The organism is Geobacter sp. OR-1 (assembly GCF_000813145.1).
Classification (GTDB): Bacteria; Desulfobacterota; Desulfuromonadia; order Geobacterales; family DSM-12255; genus Geoanaerobacter.
The window spans coordinates 41542-62006 of record NZ_BAZF01000013.1 but is presented as its reverse complement, the minus strand read 5'-3'; the positions used below and the strand labels follow the sequence as shown (position 1 = coordinate 62006).

The window sequence follows — 20465 nt, the reverse complement described above, 5'->3', positions numbered from 1 at the left end:
GGTAAAATGAAAACCATCTCAATATTTGATGAATCCTGCAAATTACTACCGTCATCACCAAGATAGAGAATGCGGGAATGCTCGGGTATCGTCGATTTCAATAAAGTACGCAGTCGACTAGATGACATTTAACATCCTGATCAAGTGATTCATAGCCACATCTGTCCGCAACTATAACTTGAATTTCCTTTTGCCGCTCAAATCATACACAAAAATACTATAACCAATTTTAGCGACAGGTTTATAATCAAGCAGCCACTTGTATTGATTTTTATCATCAAAGTAAACGCCTTGGAGGTTTGTGGCACTGATGGCAACCAATTGATCAGGAGTTACCCTAACTTCCTTGTCCGGTTCTGGATTGAAGAGGTAATGACTCGGAAGCCAGTCGTATTTAATGCCATATCTTTCGGGTGAGTCTGCTCCGAAATAACTGAGACTGATCCGCTTAATTCCATTTTCATCCATAAACTTTTTTAGACCTGGCAGATCCTGCCCCCAATCGAGATTACCATCCACAAGGTATTTATAGCCATTGCCAGGCCCGCCGGCAATTTCATTGAAATAGGCAAGATAATGTGGGGCTATATACCATGCGGAAGCAAGATACCAGATGATAAACATACTAGCCAGGTATCGATACTGAAGCAGGTAGGTTCCAAGAAATCCGACCATTACGAATATAAATGGATATATCGGGAGCACATACCGCAAGGCAAGACAATAGCCGGAAGCACTGAATAAAATCATTATCCCGACAACTGGGAGTAAAAGATAGATAAGATCAAACGTCTTTTCTGGATATTTTCTTATTATGAGCGAAATTGCAACTGGAAGCAGGATCAAGATCGGGACTGGGGGTTTTTAATAAAAAAGCAATAATATAATAATACCACCAACCCTTATTTGAATAATTACCTGCAAGAAACGATGACTGCCCTAGTTCCAGTTGTGACGCTCGGTATTCATTCCCCTGGATATATGGTGTAATATTAAAGCCATACCCGATAAACAGTATCAAAATCCCAATCAGCGCCACCCAACACCAAGAAACAACTCGCTTTTCCTTATATTTGTAAGAGTATATGAGAGTGGCGATACCTGAGATTGGCAAAATTGCAATTGCAGTAAACTTTGTTAAAAGTGACAATCCTAAAAAAACACCCGCTAAAAGAGTATTTTTAGTGGATCTATATTTTAAACTCAGCCAGTAATAATAAGAGAATATAAAGCAAAAAACCGTCAAAGGCATATCCGGCACACAAATCCCGGAAAAAGCCAGCATATTAGGACAGAACGTATATAACCCCAGAGCGACAACACCGCTCATCTCGCCAAAAAGTGTCCCCGCAAAGAGGAACACATAATATCCCAAAACCAAGCTTAATATTGTTACAGTCAGGCGAGACAGAATTAATAGCCTGTCATTTTTATTCTCCGCCATTGATAAGAGATTCTGCCCGCGATAATAATCAACCGCGCCAAGAAAATCGAGATTTCGCTCTTTTTCTTCATAACTCCAAATGGCTTTATCCTCTTCCACGAACAATAACGGGATGCTGTTCAAATAATAAGATAAAGGTGGATGTAGAATGGCACCCATGATGTCCCATTTCTGGGTCAACATAATGTATTTGCCGATCCCAAAATATTGCACTTCATCAAATGTCGCCGACTTTGAATTCAAAGAGAGGAACGATTGAATAAAGAAGATAATCAGCATTGATACGACAAGTACTTTAATCTTAATTATTGACATGGGCGCATCATGCTCATCTGAGGGTAGAATCATAAAAAAAATGGTGAGGTCATTAATAATGACCTCACCATATACTGCTTCAGTTGCTCAGGAGCCTAGCAGGGATGGACACTCGCAGAGCCAACCACCTTCGGTCTTACGTAAGTTTTCTTCATTGGTTATCTCCTTTCTGCACGTGTTATGTCGTGCTTTGTACACTCTATAACGATCAAGCTTACCAGTTGGTCCTGGTGTTCCAAATCTGGTTGGACGGTGTCCAAGTCGCGCCGCCGGTTGCTGCCGTGTTGTGGCAGTTGGTCGTGTAGGCGGCATCCATAGTGGTACCGGTTGTGGTCGTGGCCCCGAAGGCCCATGGCCCAGGATACCTTGCGGTGCTCGGTGTACCGCTGTAACGGGCACCACCGGCCGGGAACCGGCCCGCACCCTTACCGGTGGTGATAGCGGTTGCGGTCATCATGTTGCCGTTGTTGGTAGTCGGGTTGTTCCCGGCAGTTGCGGCAACCGTGCCGCCGCTCGCTACCCGGCCACGGTGCTTGACGTCGAGGCAGTTGGTGACCATGAGGCGCGGCAGACGTGATACGTGCGGCGCATGGCACTTGGAGCAGGTGTACGAATGGACCACGTTGCCGGCATTAGTGCCGGTGGAACCCCATCCGGTTACGGTATTGTGGATCCTGGAAGTGGTCTTCCAGGTCGGGGCCGTACCGCCGGCGTTCGGAGCTATGGCGCTCTGGTTGTGGCAGGTCAGGCAGAGCCCGCCTGAGGTTGCTGACGTCTGGGTCTGCAGGGTGACCGCGGAGGTTCCGAACAGGCCGAAGGTCCGGCTTGGTACTGTCGCCGGCAGATGCGTCCGGTCGGCCTGGAAGGTGTTCTGGTCGATGTTGTACAGCGGGTCGCTGCCGCCGCCGACGCCGGGCAGGGTGTTCTCACGTGATCCACCGCCGCGGCTCCGGTTGGTGTTGGCGGGCGCTACGTCCTCAGCATACGGCGAGGTGAGCCAGGTGCCTTTGAGCAGCGGTACGCCGTAGACCGGGTTGGCGACCTTGGTGGTGTTCTGCGAGACGCCGTGCGGATCGTGGCACGGGGTGCAGAGGCCGTTGATGGAGCCGCTGACCGTTGTCCCCATGGTGGCGCTGACGCCGAAGTGACCGCCGGCCGGTTTGGCCATGGACTTGCCGTAACGAGTAGAGGCCATCCCTTTGTACGGGAATCTCTTGGTGGAGATTGTCGAGTAGGCACCGAAGTATGGGGTATCCCAGTAACCGTTCAGGGCCTGTGAGGAGCCGAAGATGTCGTTGTAACCCCAAGGTGAGTAGCCGCCGAGTGCAAGCGCACTATTCTGGGTTCTGGTGTTGTGGCAGTCGAAGCAGACTGCAGCACCGGCATTATAACTGTTGTACTCACCTGTAGAAGCTGTATGCGCTGTCGGCTTGTACTTGTTGGTGTAACCGCCGGTACCGGCCGAGGAGATGTGCTTGAGGATCGCACCTTTGTATTTGCCGGTGGCGCTGGAGTAGGAGCTGGTCACCCCTGCTGCCGCGGAACCGTGGGAGTTGTGGCAGTCGTAGCAGTTGACGTTGACGTTGCCGGTGAAGTTGACCACATCAACCTCGTAACCGGTGGTCGAAGACCAGCCCATCTGGTTGTTGGCCGCGTTGCCATGGGCTGAGTAAGCCTTCTTGAGATGCTTCTTCCGGTTGGTGTTGGCTGTGGAGTACTGGCTCCATGTGGTGGTGGTGCTGTTGCTGTACTTCTCTTCGATGCTTCTGGAGTCCCAGGCGTATTTGCTCGGGGATCTGCCGTCGCCGAACGGGTCGGCCGGCGGAGTGGTGGTGGCATGGCAGCCAAGGCAGTGGCCGTTGAGCTTGTTGATCTGGTTACGCGAACCGTTGGCGGTGTAACGGATGAAGTTCGCGCTCCGGGCACCGCTGCTCCAGAGGACCAGGTCTACTGAAGCCTTTGTGGTTTTCTGGTGATATGTAGTAGTCTTTCCGGCAGCGTCAGCTTCCATGTGGCAGAAGTAGCAGTCGGCATTGGTAACTGCCCTGCCCTGGATGTGATGTGACTGGGAGTTGAACTGACCAGTAATAGCCGCTCTCTTGTATGGCGCAGTTGTGCCGGTATTTGCCTTTATTGAGGCGTGACAACCAAGACAGCTACCACCATCATTAGTACCGTTAATATGAGAGTTATCTGTGAAAGCAGTTCCAGCAGCATTCATCTTGTCATGGCAACCGACACATTGAGTAGCCAAAGTTATGCCAGCATGGTCGCCTACCGCTGCCGGTGGCGGCAGATAAGCATGACACTTGGTGCAGTCATTGGTTGCGACACCGGTCATGGTGTTATTACCCCAGGTTGGCGGCTTGTCGCCACCGGAGAGTGTTGCTCCATGACAGTAGGTATTGGTGCATTGCTTGGTGGTCGGATTGAAATACCGTGCCGCATTCAACGCGGCAACCGTACCGTTCATCGGCGCTTCTGCCGGCAGAGCGGTATCAATATGACCGGTAGTGCTTGATTGAGCAGGAACGGCATGGCAGTCGGAACAGGCAAGTCCGGCAAACATGATATTATGGGTCTTATTCAGATGGTTTACATGGGTAACAGCCTTATTGCTCGTGGTTGAACCGGCAGTATCGGTGAATGTCGAGGTGGCCGTAGTATCACTGTGGCACTTGGCACAACCAGTTCCAGCAAGGGTTGCGCTCCAGGCAATAGAAGCGCCATGGCAATAGGTGTTCAAACAGGTACCGCCGCCGACAGCATAGGTGTAGGTAAACGACCCGGCCTTGGCTGGGTTCGGCGTAACGTCATACACCCTGTTGGCATGCTTGGTCGGGTCGGTTATCGTGGTGCCGTTGGTCGTAGTGGCGTAGTGGCACACATCGCAGGTATAGCCGCCAGTTGTAACGTGCTGTGAATGCTTGTTGACCTTGGGTGAACCGGATGTATAGCTAGGGCCGGTAGTTGTACCGCCGGTATGGCACATAGCACAGCTTGCGCTGCTGGTCCAGGTCGGAGCTAGCGCACCCTGAAGAATTGTCCTGTTGTCACCAGCCTGATTTGTCCAGCCGGTACCCTGGCTGTGGCAATAGGTAGTCTGACATGACGTTGCCGTTGACCCGACAATAGCGGTGTTGAAGTTTGCTGCAGCACCGGCATCATGGATTCTGTTGACATGGGCCGATGTTGTCTTAATGGTCGCTGCGGTGGTTGAATTTGCGGTCGTATTAACGACATTGAAATGGCAGGTTGCGCATGCAATCAGGTATCCGCCGGCAGTTGCAACGTGCTTGGCATGTGCGGCCGATGCCGGTGATGCCGTGGAAAGCACACCGTGGCAGGTGCCGCAAGCGCCTTCTGAGGTGACACCCCATGTCACGGTCTGATAAGTGGGGCTAGTGTCGAGACCATTGGAGTGGCAGTAAATGTTCGTACAATCGCCAAATGCCGCACCGCCCGCATCCTTGGCAACCTGACCGGTCGCACCCGAAGCAGCCGATTTATAGGCAGCGGTTGAACCAATCAAGGTAGAGGCAGTAGACAGTCGCCACTGGACGCTGCCGTTGACATGGCCATCAGTCGCACTGGAAACCGTAGCATGACACTTGCTGCAGTTGAAGCCATAGGTAACTGCATGGGCAGTGTGGCTGCCGGTCTGAGGGGCCTGTGCCTTAGTGGCGCCGTGACATGTTCCGCAGTTCGCCTGGCTTGCGCCTCCACCCCAACGCGGATTGGTGTTGCCATTAGAACCCGGCCAGTTGCCATGGCAATAGACGTTGCAGGAGTTATTGACGTTGTCTGTTGTCGTACGGACGGTTGTAGTTCCGCCAACACTGGCTATTGCGGGCGAACCGGCAGTCGGAGAGTTCCCGCTGAAAGTGCCGTATGCAGCTGAACCGGCAAATTTGCCCGGCCAATTGGTGTTGTTTACTACGAAATCAATCTGGATATTGTTGCTCGGGTGGCTTACACCATTAGTGTAATTATTGTGGCATGTGGCGCAGATCATTCCAAGCGTGTCATGAGCGGCGTGGGCACCAACGGTAGATGGGAGCACCGAATCTGTTCCACCGAGGGCGCGTGTTGCTTCGCCATTGTTCACTGCAAGCCCGTTAGGACCTCCGAATGCAAGCGCTACCGGCGGGAAACCGTGGCATGAAGCACAATCGGCCTTGAACCCATTTGAGTGGGCATGACAGCCGGTGCAGTCCTTGTTATTATTCGGGTGAGAAGCATGCTGAACAGGAATACCGACTTTACTGCCGCTGTATTGGTGATAGGCTGTCCTATGGTGGCAAACCTCACAAACGTTTGTAGACGCCTGAGTAGAGTAAGTACGCTGGTCATCGCCCATTACCCCTGGTACGGCATGACTCGCAGAAGTCATTCTTGTAAAGATTACCGGCTTCGGTCCTTCCAGTGTCTGGATCGGAGTGGCAATACGCTTTACGTTTGTGGTATCCGCACTGTGACACCAGGTGCAATCCTTATCATTACCCCACGAACCACCACGATATGTTGAAGAAAGGTTGTTCGCGTTGTGCATCAGCGGACTGTTGAACTGATTGGCAACTGTAGTTACCACGCTGCCGCTTCCGGTTTGTGACGAATGATTGGTGGAATCAGCAGCATTTACAGTAGAGGTAAGCGTATGTCCCAGAGTTGCAGTTGCCTGTGCCTTCACGGTAAATGTCGTATTATAGCTGCTCTGTGCTGCAAGAGTACCAGATGTGGTGCTGCCAAGAGTTGATGGCAGTGTGAAACTTGCCGTATTGCCAGTTTCTGATGGTATTGAAAGGGTAAAAGTGGAACTCGAGCAAGAAGCAGAGTCATTATTGGTAACAGTCAAGGTATAAGCTTTTTGACCGTTAACCGCTACAGTGCTGTTCGCTCCGAGTGATACTGTTGGTGCTGAGCGGGTACAGGATGCAGCAGAAGTCGTATAAGACCGGCTGGCGCTTGTTGCCATGGTGTTACCGGCAACGTCTTTAACGCTCCCGACAGTGTAGTTATAGGTTGTAGAATTGGCCTGACCTGAGATCGGATAAGTAATAGTATTGGTTGCGCAGCTCGGAGAACCTATAGTCGCACCGCTCATAACGATATTACCGGCGGCAGCGGTGGAACAGTCGACGTTTTCACTGAAAACGACTTGTAATGACGTGTTAGGCGTAATGTTCGTGGCAGCGTTTGCCGGAGTGGTACTGGATACGGCAGGCAATACACCGATGCCACCAGCATTGTCAGTGCCGCTGTTGGGAGAACCAATAGGGTTACCTGCCGCGTCTTGAGCATTGGCGACGGTAACCGTGATGTTGCCAGCATTAACCATTTCCCCTGCAGTCCAGGTCAAACGATAGGTATTGCCGGAAACAAGCGCAACGCTGTTCGGATTATTCGCCAGCGAGCCTTTACCGGTGCCTGATACCGTATAGTTGGTTGCCGTAGTAACTCCCGTGCCCATCGCCTCGTTGAACGTGACATCAATAGTGGTGCCCGTATTCACGGCAACTGAAGAAACCGTAGGAGCTGTCGTATCAGAAGTCGCGGCCTTAAGGCTCGCAGCAATCAGCCCAATGCGCCCGCTGGTGACAAATGATACGTTTGTACTTTCCGCTGACACGTTTGCTGATGGTATAGTTGTAATTCTGGCGCATAACGCGCCGCCATTTGTCGTACTGCTTGTCGCAGCGGTGGTATATTTTGCTGGTGTGTATGTCGGTGAGCCGGTCGAACTGGCAACGTTATTGTTAGCAAATATTACCGGATAGTCGTTCGCATTGTAGTTCAGAGATACGGCCGTACCTGATCCTGCGGAAGCTGTAGTCTGGGACCATTTTGAATCGGTAAATGGGGTTGTCTGATCTACTCCGGAGAAGGTAGCACATGCAATCTTGACATCTGTAACGGCAGTGCCTGTTACAGTTCCTGTAACAACGACATTGTTCGCGCCGGTTGGAATGTCGGTATCTTTAATGTACCCAAGCCACACAACTCCTCTACCCGCTGTAGTACCGTTATCACCACCAATTATCTTTGTTGCAGAGACACCACCATAAGTCGCAGTAATGGAATTATTAGTGCCGGTCATTGTAACGCCAGTGGTTGTAGTTGAAAAAGAGACCGCAATCAGCATTATCCTGCCAGTACCAGATGTACCACCGGCAGTAAAGGTAGATGCTGATGTGACATTGGGAGTCAAAGTATTTGGATTGGTGTCATTGATAAATGTCCAACCAGTTACGGAACTGATCGCTGCCTGTACTGCTTTAGGTTTATAAAAACCCTCATACATGAACACAGAGATCGCGAAGGTAAACAGCACGGTAAGTGCGACCTTTGACCAGAGATTCATGCCTCGTATTTTTTTAGCTATAACCTGTCCCATGGTGACCTCACCTCGTAAGAACTATGTATGAAATTAAAGAGTATATGATCAGTTAATAGTGCTCCATCCGGTTACAATCGGATGGAGCACTGTACACTTTAGAGCTTACTGTGGCAGGCCTCGCAGGTGAGGCTACCGGCATTCCATGTTACTGGCTTGGCCATGTGACATGCTACGTTGCTACAAGTTTTTGTCCCGCCGTTCCACATGTTGGTAGTATCAAGCGCAGACTTGGCGATGTCGTAAGCAGCAGGACCATTCTTGTAGTTGCTGCCGTTCCGGTTCCAGTAGCCACCAGCTGCAGTGTAATCGGCAAATGCAGATGTCCTGAGCTGAGCCTTGGATCTGACCTGAATCGGATTGAATGCCATTTCAAGCTTGCCGTTTACATGCATTTTCAGACCGCGGGAATTAGTATCCGTAGCGTAGATCCTGCCAGCCTCTTTGGAGTCATCCGAGTGACAGAATGAGCACTTTGAATTGTATTTGTTACGGGCAAACTCTGTGGTTACATAGTGGCAAATGTTGCAGCTGATCGTAGTAGCCTGAGCAGCATTGCCGTGTGCGGACGAGCGCACCGAGGAGCTGTAATTGCTAAGTTTTCCGCTTGTCCCATTAAAGATATCGTCAGAGTGGATACCAATGGCATGGGCAGTATGCGCTCCAGTAGCAGGGGCGTTGCCATGACACTTGCCGCAACGGTCTGCTCCGTAAGTAGAGCTCCATGGTGTAGTTGTCAGATAAGCCGTCGAACCGTTACTGTGACAGTAGATGTTTGCACAGGTCACGCTGTTAGTACCAACAGCCCCACCGACAGTCGGCGTGTATGTTGAACTTGGGTTCTTCGAACGCATGGTGCCTGCAGCGGCATCACTGGTCAAGATTACATCGACCGTCCCGTTGATGTGTGATGCGGTGCCGTATGGATGGCAACTGGCGCAACCGAAACCGTAATTTGCCCAGTTAGTGCCGTTCAATGGGTCAGTACCGGAAGAGCGGTTTGAAGTATAATTGCTCAGCGGCTGGAACGGCAGATTCTGTTGCGCAAGTTGAGTAGTTGCGAAGCTGCCGCCCATATGCCTGAAATGTGCACCACCGAGGTTCGGGTGGCATGACGAACAGTTCAATGTGCTTGCAGTCCATGCTATCGACTGGTAGGTGCCTTTCCCGTTGGAGTGACACATTACATTGTTACAGCTACCTGAAGTAAAGGTTGCCTTCCAGGATGAGCTCATGGTGGCAAACTTCACGTCTGTTCCATTGACGTTATAGGTACCGTTGATATGGGTGATTGTACCTGACTTAAGGGCTGTTGAACTAGCTGCAGTATTGGAATGGCAATCATCGCAGGTAATGGCCGTGTAGCCCAGGTGCTTAGCATGTGCGCCAGTCGGGGTATGGCATGATGAAGTACAGTTGAGCGCACCAGCCACCGATGTCCAGGAGATTGCCGGTGTCTGGTACGAGTTTTTACCGTTGGAGTGACAATAGATATTGGTGCAGTTACCACCACTGTAACGTGCAGCCCCACCGGCCCTGAGGCCGGAGTAATCCTTGAAGTTGTTTACGTGCTTGGTCTTGTCCGAAATTGCACGTGCCGGTTTAGTACTTACAGTCTTAACATGGCAGTCGACACAGCCGAACGAAACTGCCCCGCTGAAACCGGTTCTGGTGTTGGCTACGTGCTGCAGGTGAGCTCCTGAAAGAGAAGTCGAATTAGTCTCGTTGGCATGGCAACCAGCACAGTCTGAGCTAAGAACACCCTCAGCTGAACCCCAGGTTACGGTCCTCAAACCATTTCCGCCCTTACCATCACTGTGGCAGTAAGTAGTGTAGCAGGAAGCAGCCCCACCGTTTGTCCAAGCAAACGCGGCACTATTATCATTGCCTCCAACCACACCGTTATAATCATAGTATTTCCTGCCAGCAGCGCTGTAGAGGCCAAAGTACACCTCTGCTTTACCAACTGAACTCCTCGAATTAGCAAGGTTCGAATGCTGAGCAGGGGTATAGTGACATGCTGCGCAGGTGAATCTGTAGGCTGATGATGAGCTAAGATTTGACGGAGCATCGTTGAAGGTTGAGAAGGTCTCTACTTCGTAATGCTGCTTATGAGCACCTTTTTTGGTCGCCGAAGAGAAGGACCTGAACGCCGCACCATGGCATGAGTCGCAGGCAATAGATGTTACGCCCCACTGCGGGTTACCGCCACCATGACAAGAGGTATTATTGCAATTTGTACCGTTCCAGGTTCCGCCAACTGCTGCGGAGAAGATGACGTCACGGTTGCCATCAGCATGATGGGCAGAATAATCCTTAAACTTTCCAATTGTTGCACTTACCGTGTGGTCATGGCACTTGGCGCAGGAAGTGGAATTAGCTCCTGTGTTTACGTGACTTCCATGACTGTTCTCTTTACCGGCGCCTGTTGCGTAGTTCGGCTCACCAGCTATCGAGTTGAAGGCTGCGCCCTGAGCTGTCGTCTCATAGCCATGACACCCTTTACAATCAAGGGTTGCACCACCGGTCCAGAGCTTGTTGCCGGTCATGTTCCTGAACTTAGGTGTCTTGGCGCCTGAACTGTGACAGTAAGTGTTGGCACACTGGCCAGCTGCAACAATGCGGCCTGCGCGAGCACCGGAGTAGTCCTTGAGCTTGTTGACGTGGTAGGACTGAGCAGTGATCGTAGTATTATTGGCGAATGTGTTGATAGTCTTTATGTGACATGCTGCGCACTGGAAGCCATTGCCTAAACCGAGCGAAGAGCCGGGGGCAGCGGGATCAATGTGAATGCGGTGCTTGTTGGTATTGATGACATTTGCATGGGCTGCATCACCACCGTGGCAACCACGGCAGTCAAGAACGGCACCCCAAGAAGGCTGAGTTACTACTGCACCGTTCCCGTTTGAATGGCAATAGGTATTGTTACATGTGTTACTTGCATATCCTGCAGTACCGATCGCAGTGTAAAATGAAGTATCAAAACTTACCTGAATCGATCCATTCAGATGCTGGCCGCCAGCAATTAACGTTGTATTGTTTGATGCCGTATTGGAGTGACAGAGGTTACATGTCAGACCTTTACCTTGAACGTGGATTACGTGGTTATTTGCCTGATTCGTTCCGACACCAGTATTTGCATAGACAGGGCTGGATGATGTACCTGCGGAACCGTGACAACCGGTACAATCAAGAGTCGTTCCCGTACCCCACGCAACTGATTGATAAATCGGAGTCCCGGCTGCTTTTTTATTACCATTGCTATGGCAATATAGATTGGCACAACTAGCCGGTGCACTACCAGCAGCCTTGACTGATCCTGCGGCAGCATTCAACGCATCTGACCCATTATAGAGAGGAGTACCGGCATTAAGCGAAGACTGGAACTTTACGTTAACATTTTTATCGGCATGATTAGCACGCGTGCCGGCAGTTATGGCACCACCACTCACAGTTGCCGCATGGCATGTTTCACAGTTAATCACTACGCCCGTCAAGGTACCGTTAGCAAGATGCTGTTTGTGCTTACCTGAACTCATGAGATTGTAGGCAGGAATAGATGTCGTGTCATATCCGTGACATTTGTAGCAGGCCAAAACACCAGTGCCCCACTGTGCTGCAGACTTGCCTTTGAACGGAGCGGCACCTTTTGTACCATCACTATGACAATACAAATTGGAACATGAACCAAAAGTAGTCTTGGTTTGGCTGGGCAGATAATTGATTGTGGTCAACGTTCCGTTATAAGTACCCGAAGCAACGTTGGCAGCATCGCGAATTGTCATCCTAAGCGTTCGATTCCCTGCACTTGTCGCATGTGCGAACTTGTTCGTCTCTGCGGTATGATCAGCATGGCATTTATTACACTTATCGGCACCGGCATAATACTCATTATGCTTGGTGTGGCTACCATCTGCACCACCTGCATAGCTGTTGCCGGAGATCCCAGCTGGTGGCATGCCGTGGCAGTCATTACAGTCATTGGTTGTAGCATCGGTGTATGAAAGAGGTGTTGTTGCGCCCCAAGTTTGTGTCACAGATTCAAAATGGCAGTTCACATTGGAACAACTCCCGAGAGAAACAACGGACGTCTGGTTCTTAAAGGTGGATATACCGCTATATAGTGCCCCGGCCTTTGGTGAACCGTTAATACCGTTTTTCAGGCTTATCTGTCCATCCTGATGGCTGTTGGAGTTATTTGTCATATTATGACAGACATTGCAGTTTGTTAACTGCGCACCAACTGGCTGGTGAGTCTGGTGGTTACCCTGAAATGCTCCTGAATCCGGGTTCCTTGTCGGAGTCCCAGCAGAGTCGAGAGGAGGCATCCCATGACAGGAACTACAGGTCAGAGCGTATTGAGGGGCCGCGTGAGCCACTCCTCCCAGAAACAAAGCAGTAAATAGTGAGACAAACCAGATTATACGTGGTTTCGTTATGCATCCCACTTTGAAATCTCTTTCCATTGCTAGCTCCTTATCGATCACTGGGAACAGGGTAACACTTAAGAATTATTGGTCCTATAAATGGACGTATCTTAGCCTTACATCTATCCAATTGTCAACTTAGTTTTAGATTCAAATACCGGGCGGTGACAGTGTACATCACCGCCCGGGACCTTCATTTACTTCTCAGTGCTCCACTTCAGCGACTTGCCGATGTGGCAGTTCAGGTTGAAGCATGTGCCCGACTTATTGTTAGGCGGTGTTACGAACTTGGCACTTGAGTAGATGCTGAGTGTGCCAGACTTGAACTGCTTGGTCTGAGTCAGTTTAACTGTTACATTAGCAATGTTTGCCTTGATCGGTGTTGTACCGGTATGGCCGTTACTGCCAAGGTTGTGACAAGTAGTACATGCATTGAACCCGTCACCAGGCTTGGTTGTCGGTGCAATGTGAGCAGCAACAGTGTGAGCACCACCACCACCTGAGTAATCTTCAAACTTGGCACCGGTGTAGTTGTTGAGACGGCCGATGTTTGATTTGAGCGTGTAGCCTACGTTACGCGGAACCGGTGGGAAACCGTGACAACTGTCGCATGCTGATGGAGCAAACGCTGCGACTCCACCACCGGTATGGGTGTGGCACTGGAGACAGTTAGTAGTAAAGTGGACTGTTTCAGTAACTCCGGCACGATAGTACTTGGTGGAACGGTGACATGCCTGGCAGAAACCACGGTTCGTTACCAGGTTTACGAATTCAGTACCAGTGAAGGAAATCGACTGTGTAGTAGTACTGAAGAAAGCAATCTGACTCTTGATCATATGGCTGTTGGTGCCGCTGCCATGAGGATCGTGGCAGTTGCGGCAGCCTACTGCAGACTTGGAGTCAAGTGATGCAGTGAAGTGGCCGGGGAGGTTTCTTGCGTTCACGCCAACGGTTGTTGTGTTGTGGCACACAGTACAGGATGTATTGTCATCCTTGTTCAAGCCGGTGCCAAAGCTCGGCTTGAGACGGTTGCTGTCGCCAAGAGTGCCGGAAATGTGCTTTGACTGAGCATCGTGGCAGTCGGTACATGCATTTCCGCTTCCAGCAGACTTGATACCGATATTGCCGGCACCGTGGCCGTAGGTCGAGAAGTTATTCATCAGCGGTGCCGTTGCCCCACTGATTACGGATGCAGTATTAACGTGGCAGCTGCGGCAGGTTATGGATCCAACTACCCAAGATGCGACTGCGTTAGCCGAGGTGATCTGCTTGTGGCAGTTTGTGGTACAGTTACCGGTTGTCAGAACGTTGAAGCTCTTATCAAGGTGAGTTGCACCGTTTTCAGCCGTGAAAGTATGGCACTCGGCGCAACCGACTGTTGCGGTCTTGCTGAGTTTCGGACCTGCTGAGCTACTGAAGTGCTCATAGTGCGCGTTTGAACTGGCAAACGTTGTTGCGATACCGTGACAAGTACCACAGGCGCCGTCTGCTGCAGTAGTCCAACGAAGTGCTGCCGGAGCGACATATGCGCCTTTACCGTTACTGTGGCAGTAAACGTTGGAGCACTGTTGCGTAGCATATCCTGCACCTGTGTTGAACGAGTCGAAGTTTACATCCTTAACTGCGTTGACGTGAGTTGCATAACCGGTTGTTGCGTTAAGAGCGCCGTTGTTACCGGTTGCTGTGGTATTCACGTGACACTTGTCGCAGGTATAAGCAAAGCCTGCGCCACCGCTCACGTGTTTACCGTGGATTGACGAGAGCCCTGTGCCACCGGTCGCGCTAGAACCGGCATGACACGAGGTACATGAAAGCGTTCCGGACCATGCAGGAGTTGCCACCAAAGCGTAGGTATTGGTGCCGCCGGTCGGGTTTGCGTTGGAGTGACAATAGACATTGTTACAGGTACCGGCCGTCCAGCTGAAACCGTTGTCAGAGCCGGCAGCAGTTCCGGCAGGGGAGTATACAGGTGTTACTGTAAGCCCGTATGTAGCAGCATTGAGAGCGCGGAACTTAACTCTGGTTGTATCGTCACCATAGGCTGTTGTGGACCAGTTGGCAAATGCGCCGGTGTTGAAAACGACCTGAGCTGCCTGATTAGCCGATACTGCACCGCCGGCATGTGAAACGTTGACCGCTGACTTTAAAGTATGGCAGTTGTCGCAGGCAAATTTGTAACCGGCGATGTTGGTGTGCTTCTGGTGGGGAACCGTATAAGCAGCGGTCTGGGCACCTGCTCCCTGGTTGGAGTGACAGGAGTTACACTTCAAGGTGCCATTAGCACCCCAGATCGGTGCTGTTCCGGTACCGTGGCAGTATGTGTTGGTACATGCCTTGGTAGTGTTGTTATAGTAACCGGATATGTTGGCAAACGGCAGCTTGGAGAACCTGGCGTCTATAGTCATATCAACGTGATCAGTAGACCCGGCGATAATCGCCAGCCCGGTTGAAGTGGTCTTGTAGTGACACTTGACGCAGTCTGCAGCGCCGGTGACGTGCTTGGAGTGGCTGTTTGCCGTAAGAGATCCAGCAGTACCGCTTGCATAGTCAGGTGAACCAAAGGTTGCTGCAGATCCGTGGCAACCGTCACAGCCAAGGGCACTGCCAGTGAACCAGTTATTGGCTACCATGGACTTGAAGGACCCTTTACCGTTACTGTGGCAGTAAAGGTTTGAACAAACGCCGGTCGAGCTGACATAGTTTGCATTGCCGCGTGCTTTTGCACCAGAATACTCATTGAACTTGTTGGCGTGCTTACTACGGTCAGCCCAGCCCGACGCACTACGTACCTGCGCATGACATTCGTAACACCCGAGATTAGTACCAATCGCCGGGTTAAATGTTGTACTGACGTGCATTGAATGCTTGCCGGAAAGCAGGTTTGAGCCGCTGGTTGATTGGTGACATCCCGAGCATCCAAGGCTAGTTGCAGTACCCCACCAAGTCTTACTACCGGTAAGGTTACGGAATACCAGCGCTGTTCCTGTCTGGCCGCCGTCCTGCGCGTTACTATGACAATAAACGTTCTGGCAGGTGCGTGTCGTATCAACTCCCGGAGCGTGGCCGGTAGAAGGATACGTTCCGCCCCATGTTGCCGAGAAGCTTACGTCAACCTTATTGTTAACGTGATTTGCAGCATTGCTCACCGTTGTGTTACCGCTAACGGTTGTATTGTGGCACTCGACGCAGCCATAGTCATAATAAGTATTTGCAGTGGCATAATCAGAGCCGCGGGCATGCTTAGTGTGCCTACCAGTTGACATGAGTCTGAATTTACCGTTGGTTGCACTTGTTCCACCATGGCAACCGGTACAGTTAGAGGGCATTGCACCACCCCACCTTGGAGTCGACATGACACGGAAGGTTCCGGAAGAAGCGGTTCCGAAGCTGTGGCAATAGATGTTGGTACAGGTAGCGTTTCTGGTGCCGGGTGTAAGTGCGGTTTTGCCTGTCGAGGCATTAACACCATTATAGGTACCGTTAACTGCAGTTGAAGTATTGCTGTACTTAACTGTAACCAGCCTGTCAACGTGGTCAGCAAGGCTTACAACGGCATTGGTGCCGTTAACAGTTGCGGCGTGACACTTGTAGCAAGCATATGGCGTAGCAATTGATGCATTGACGTGCTTGCCGTGCGTGCCGGTCGAGAGGGTTGTACCTGTAACGTGACAGCTGCTGCAGTTCAGGTTTGTTCCCCACTGAGGGGTCTGTTGTACGGTGAAAGTCGAATTATTGGTACCATTACTGTGACAGTAGAGGTTTGCACAGTTTCCAAGCACTCTGGAACCGCTCTGGCTGTCAAGAAAGTTAAGGCCAGTCCCGGAATAAGCCCCTTCGGCCAGTTTCACCTTAATACCGCGATTGCCGGCACTGGTTGCGTGCTGGAATGTCGGAGTGGTGGAATAGTCCGGGTGACACTTGTTACAACCATTAGATGCGAATGGATAATAGGAATCATGCTTTGAGTGGCCGGTTGATGATCCTGGTGAGGCATGACACTCTGAGCAACTTGCCGTAGACGAGAAGTTTGCATCTCCCCATGTGCGGGTAGCAGACTCAAAGTGGCAGCTCACGTCACTACAGGAGCCGAGCACTGGAATTGAAGTCTGGTTCTTAAAGGCTGCAATACCCTGATATCTGGCAGCACCCTTCGGTGATGCATTGATATTTGCCTGGAAGGATATTTTCCCATCCTGATGCGCATGGGAGTTATCCGTCATGTTATGACAATTGTTACAGACACTCAAAGATGGATTTGAAGCCTGCACGTGCCTTTGATGGTTACCTTGAAATGCCCCGGTATTGGGGTCCCTGGCTGCGCCATCCAAAGGCGGGTTACCGTGACACGAACTACATGTCAATGTGTACTGAGGCTCTGCGCTAACGATCGTTGCACCTGACACCAGAAACAATGATGTCAGTGCTAGCAGCGCAAATAAGCCAGCCACTCCGCTACGTCTTCCCATAGACTTTCTCCTTTTGACTATATTTCTCATATATTTCCGTGACCACCTGGTCATATAACTGCAATTTAGCGTTTTAACCGCTACTCAGCTTATTAACAGCTTTATTACATTATTTAATAAAGCTAGTTGAAATCACTATTATTTCTTTATGGCATTGCTCTTTCATTGATGTCCAGATGTCAGAATATTTCGTTTTGCGAGGAGTATTATGCAAGGTAGAAACCAATTTACATGATTTCTTAAATGTTCTATCGCCAAATCGAATGCTATCTTTAATAAAAAATTTTATTGAACAATTCTGGGCATGTTAACCACTATCTTCATTAAAGGCAGTAAATACTATATGGCCGCATAAATATTTGAGCGTATATGCATATTTTAGCGACTAAGCAGGTGGCATTGAAGTGCCCCTGCTCCTTGGAACACACAGGCTTTACACCCGATTAACTTGCCTCCCAGCCTCACAGTTCAAAACATATTTCGTTTCGCAGTATGGATTCAGTCGCTAGAAATATGCTGTTCAAATTCAAGCCAGACGAAAACAATGCAGTTCACAAAAAGATCCGAATATTATCCATAGGCACTCGTTAAACAATAACAAGTCGTGGGAAATTGCAAAAAAAAAGGGGATGGCCTTAACCATCCCCTCAGAACAAGAGTTACCTAAAAGTTAGCGATCTTTACTCCACCGCGGAGTCGGCTGGTAGTGACAGCTGATATTCATGCAGGAACCGGATTTGTTATCCGGAGGTGTCACGAGCCGTGCACCGGAGTAAATGATCTGCAGCGAGTTATTGAATTTAGCGGCAGCATCAATATTCACCGTAATAGTCTGCAGATCCGTGCTGAGATTACCGCTCATACCGTGCGAACTCGGGCTGTTTACGCCGCCGGAATGGCATACGGCACATCTGGACCAACCGTCATCAGGTCGGGCAAAATCAGGAACATGGTTCAAGTGGGCACCGCCACCACCGGAGTAGTCCTCGTAACGAGCACTTGAGAAATTGCCGGAGAAACCATAGGTTGTCTTATAGGTGGAAGCATACAACGGATCCGACTTAGACATCCTGATCGAGGATTTCGGGATCGGCGGATAACCATGGCAACCGTCGCATCCACCGCCACTTTTTGCAAATGCGCCATCAGGACCGCCATGCTTGTGGCATTTCAGGCAGTTTGTGCTGATGTTATGAGTCTGTCCAGTCACGCCGGCCCTGTATACCTTAGTTTGAGTATGGCAAACCTGGCAGAGCCCTCTACCGTTCGGCAATACGAAGCTGGTGTTAGATGAAATAGTATTGAAAGTGATGGTCTGGGCCGTGCTGTTAATGAATGATATCGATGTCCTGATTGAAAACATATTAGTTGTTCCGTGGACATCGTGGCACTGAGTACACGCCATTGTTGCGGTTGGTTTCCCGTAATCAGCCGGCATGAAATGGGTGCTCACGTTTCTGAAGCGAGCAGTCGGGACTTGGCTGACGTTATTATGGCAATATTGACATTGGACATTCGTGGCTCCCTGCAGCTCGGGGATAAGCCTCTTGGTATTGCCATTGACAGGAATGTTGAAGTGCTTGGAATCAGGATTGTGACAACTTGAACATGCCTTCCCAAACTTTTTGTGACCATAACCAGCGACAAATAGCGATTTATCAGAAGCGGTCTTGCCGTCTATTACCGAAAGATTGCCGGCATGACATGATTCACAGGCAAGGCGGACATGCGGAACCTCTCTCCAATTCGGGAGGGGGCTGTTTTTATGGCAATTTGTCGTACAGGTTGCGTTATCCGGGAAATTGATATTGCCATCAACATGAGCCGTAGGATAGGCATGGCAAGAATTACATGATTCCGGTGACTGCTTTGAGTCAAGCGGACCATATGCACTAGAAAGATGGGCAAAGTGCGCATAAGTATCACGTGAAGAACCTGCCGAAGCAAAGTGACACGTACCGCAGGCGCCAGTTGACGGGTCAGACCACACAGGAGCTGTAATCGGAGTGGTTCCTCTGCCATTACTATGACAGTAAACGTTTGAGCATTCTGTACCATCGAGAACCTGACCACCAATTGTGCCGGAGAAACGGCGATCCTTATAGCCGTTGATATGGGTGCCGCCGGTCAACCGTGCCTCAGGACGAAGAGTGGTATTATCGGATACGGTATTGGCATGGCAGTTGACACAGCCATTCAAGAGCCCATTTGTCAAGTGTTTGGTATGCGCGTTAGTAGTCGGTACTGCCTCGTGGCACGAATTGCACCTTTGTTCTGGCGGCAACGTGATTATTGAATTAATATTGTTACCCCAGGTTATCTGCTTGAAGTCAGGGGCTCTATTTACAGGGACACCATTACTATGACAGTAAACGTTCGAACAGGTGCGAGTTGCGGGATTGTACGAAGTCGTGTATCCAGGCGGCACCATGCCGGCCTTTGTGCCGTTAAGACTCTTGAATACATCCTGGAACGTACCGTTACCGTGGGTATTGCCCTTGTGGCATTCATTACAACTGAACATATAATAATTGTTCGCGTCAGTTCCTCCCGCATGACTCTGATGCGGAGATAACGACTCGTCAACTGCCCCAGCTAAGTTTTTATATCCCTTTCCGTAACCGTAGGGACCACCCTCTATATCAACCCTTGGCGGCATGCCATGGCAATCGGTACAGTTTGCCGAGAAACCCGCTTTATGGGTGTGGCATTGCTCGCATGTAGCGGCTGTTGTCGGCGATTTGTGCTGTTCAATCGTATCGGGAAGCGTCTTGTGACATGCCAAACATACACCGAACTTGTCCTTGTTATAGTTACGCTGCGAGAGAGAGGTGTACTGGAAAATTACTTTAGGATTTCTTCCGTTTGAGATTGCCGACGTGTAGGCCATGAAGCGCTTGATCAAGAACACGTTAGGATTGCTATTACCGGCATCGGCATCATATTGAACTTCATCGACATGAGCGCCATGGCAGTCAGCACACTGAATGTTTTGCTTCTTCAATGTCCCGTTGTGGCTCTTGACTTTTGCATTTGCATCATCATCCGTAGTCTTGTGACAGTTTGTGCAGATATTCCGGTCAGAAGCGTTAGTCCCCTTCAGGTCAGTCCTCAAGAGATAGCCAGTCGAGCTCGAAATCCTGTTAAAAATCACTGACGAGAAGTTATCAAGCGTTCTGCTGTTTGAATCCGAATGATGAACCCCATGGCAGGTCGAACATAATACTTTACCGCCGATGATCTTCATTTCCGCGGTGGTGTTAGCCGGATTAGAGTTGACAGGCGGATAAAAATACTCCGCGGATTTACGCTTAGCAATGGAACTGTAGTTTACGTTAACCGGGTGAGATCCGTAACTTTGAGAGGGTACGTTTCTGGGCCTATGGCAGTCTAAACACATCTGGTCTTGATCATTGGGA

At 50.3% G+C, this 20465-nt stretch carries 7 protein-coding genes and 1 pseudogene; 1 reads left to right on the top strand and 7 read right to left on the bottom strand.

Annotation, left to right across the window (positions count from 1 at the left end):
- Positions 1–171 precede the first annotated feature (171 nt).
- From OR1_RS13740 to OR1_RS23310, 5 genes and pseudogenes are all read right to left on the bottom strand, one after another.
- Entirely contained in the window at positions 172–624 is a 453-nt protein-coding gene (locus tag OR1_RS13740) for a hypothetical protein (RefSeq protein ID WP_152609900.1), read from the bottom strand.
- Positions 625–784: 160 nt separating this feature from the next.
- Entirely contained in the window at positions 785–1759 is a 975-nt protein-coding gene (locus OR1_RS13735) for a glycosyltransferase family 39 protein (RefSeq protein WP_160295255.1), read from the bottom strand.
- Between the two features lie 214 nt (positions 1760–1973).
- Positions 1974–8153 (bottom strand): CxxxxCH/CxxCH domain-containing protein, encoded by a 6180-nt coding sequence (locus tag OR1_RS21680; protein ID WP_082002957.1) that lies wholly within the window; start codon positions 8151–8153, stop codon positions 1974–1976.
- A gap of 98 nt (positions 8154–8251) precedes the next feature.
- Positions 8252–11605: a CxxxxCH/CxxCH domain-containing protein gene (locus OR1_RS21675; RefSeq protein ID WP_237754300.1), complete on the bottom strand. Its 3354-nt coding sequence runs from the start codon at positions 11603–11605 to the stop codon at positions 8252–8254.
- A 135-nt stretch (positions 11606–11740) separates the two neighbouring features.
- A pseudogene (locus OR1_RS23310) lies at positions 11741–11938 on the bottom strand (CxxxxCH/CxxCH domain-containing protein); the annotation flags it as partial.
- 66 nt (positions 11939–12004) lie between these two features.
- Between OR1_RS23310 and OR1_RS22820 the strand changes: the two are divergent.
- Positions 12005–12157 carry a hypothetical protein gene (locus OR1_RS22820; protein WP_237754299.1) on the top strand — a complete coding sequence of 51 codons (153 nt, stop codon included), beginning with the start codon at positions 12005–12007 and terminating at the stop codon, positions 12155–12157.
- A 620-nt stretch (positions 12158–12777) separates the two neighbouring features.
- On the opposite strand, the gene OR1_RS21670 is transcribed toward OR1_RS22820, so the two are convergent.
- Positions 12778–17046, bottom strand: coding sequence for a CxxxxCH/CxxCH domain-containing protein (locus tag OR1_RS21670; protein ID WP_160295253.1), 4269 nt, complete (start codon positions 17044–17046; stop codon positions 12778–12780).
- Positions 17047–17716: 670 nt separating this feature from the next.
- The gene (locus tag OR1_RS21665; RefSeq protein WP_160295252.1) at positions 17717–20293 is read right to left on the bottom strand and encodes a CxxxxCH/CxxCH domain-containing protein; all 2577 of its coding nucleotides are present in this window, start codon (positions 20291–20293) and stop codon (positions 17717–17719) included.
- Positions 20294–20465 lie beyond the last annotated feature (172 nt).

Bases quoted from the DNA above. Each gene is read 5' to 3' on its own strand.
- OR1_RS13740 (WP_152609900.1), bottom strand. From the start codon at position 624: ATGTTTATCATCTGGTATCTTGCTTCCGCATGGTATATAGCCCCACAT.
- OR1_RS13735 (WP_160295255.1), bottom strand. From the start codon at position 1,759: ATGTCAATAATTAAGATTAAAGTACTTGTCGTATCAATGCTGATTATC.
- OR1_RS21680 (WP_082002957.1), bottom strand. From the start codon at position 8,153: ATGGGACAGGTTATAGCTAAAAAAATACGAGGCATGAATCTCTGGTCA.
- OR1_RS22820 (WP_237754299.1), top strand. From the start codon at position 12,005: ATGGCATTTATTACACTTATCGGCACCGGCATAATACTCATTATGCTT.
- OR1_RS21670 (WP_160295253.1), bottom strand. From the start codon at position 17,046: ATGGGAAGACGTAGCGGAGTGGCTGGCTTATTTGCGCTGCTAGCACTG.
- OR1_RS21665 (WP_160295252.1), bottom strand. From the start codon at position 20,293: ATGAAGATCATCGGCGGTAAAGTATTATGTTCGACCTGCCATGGGGTT.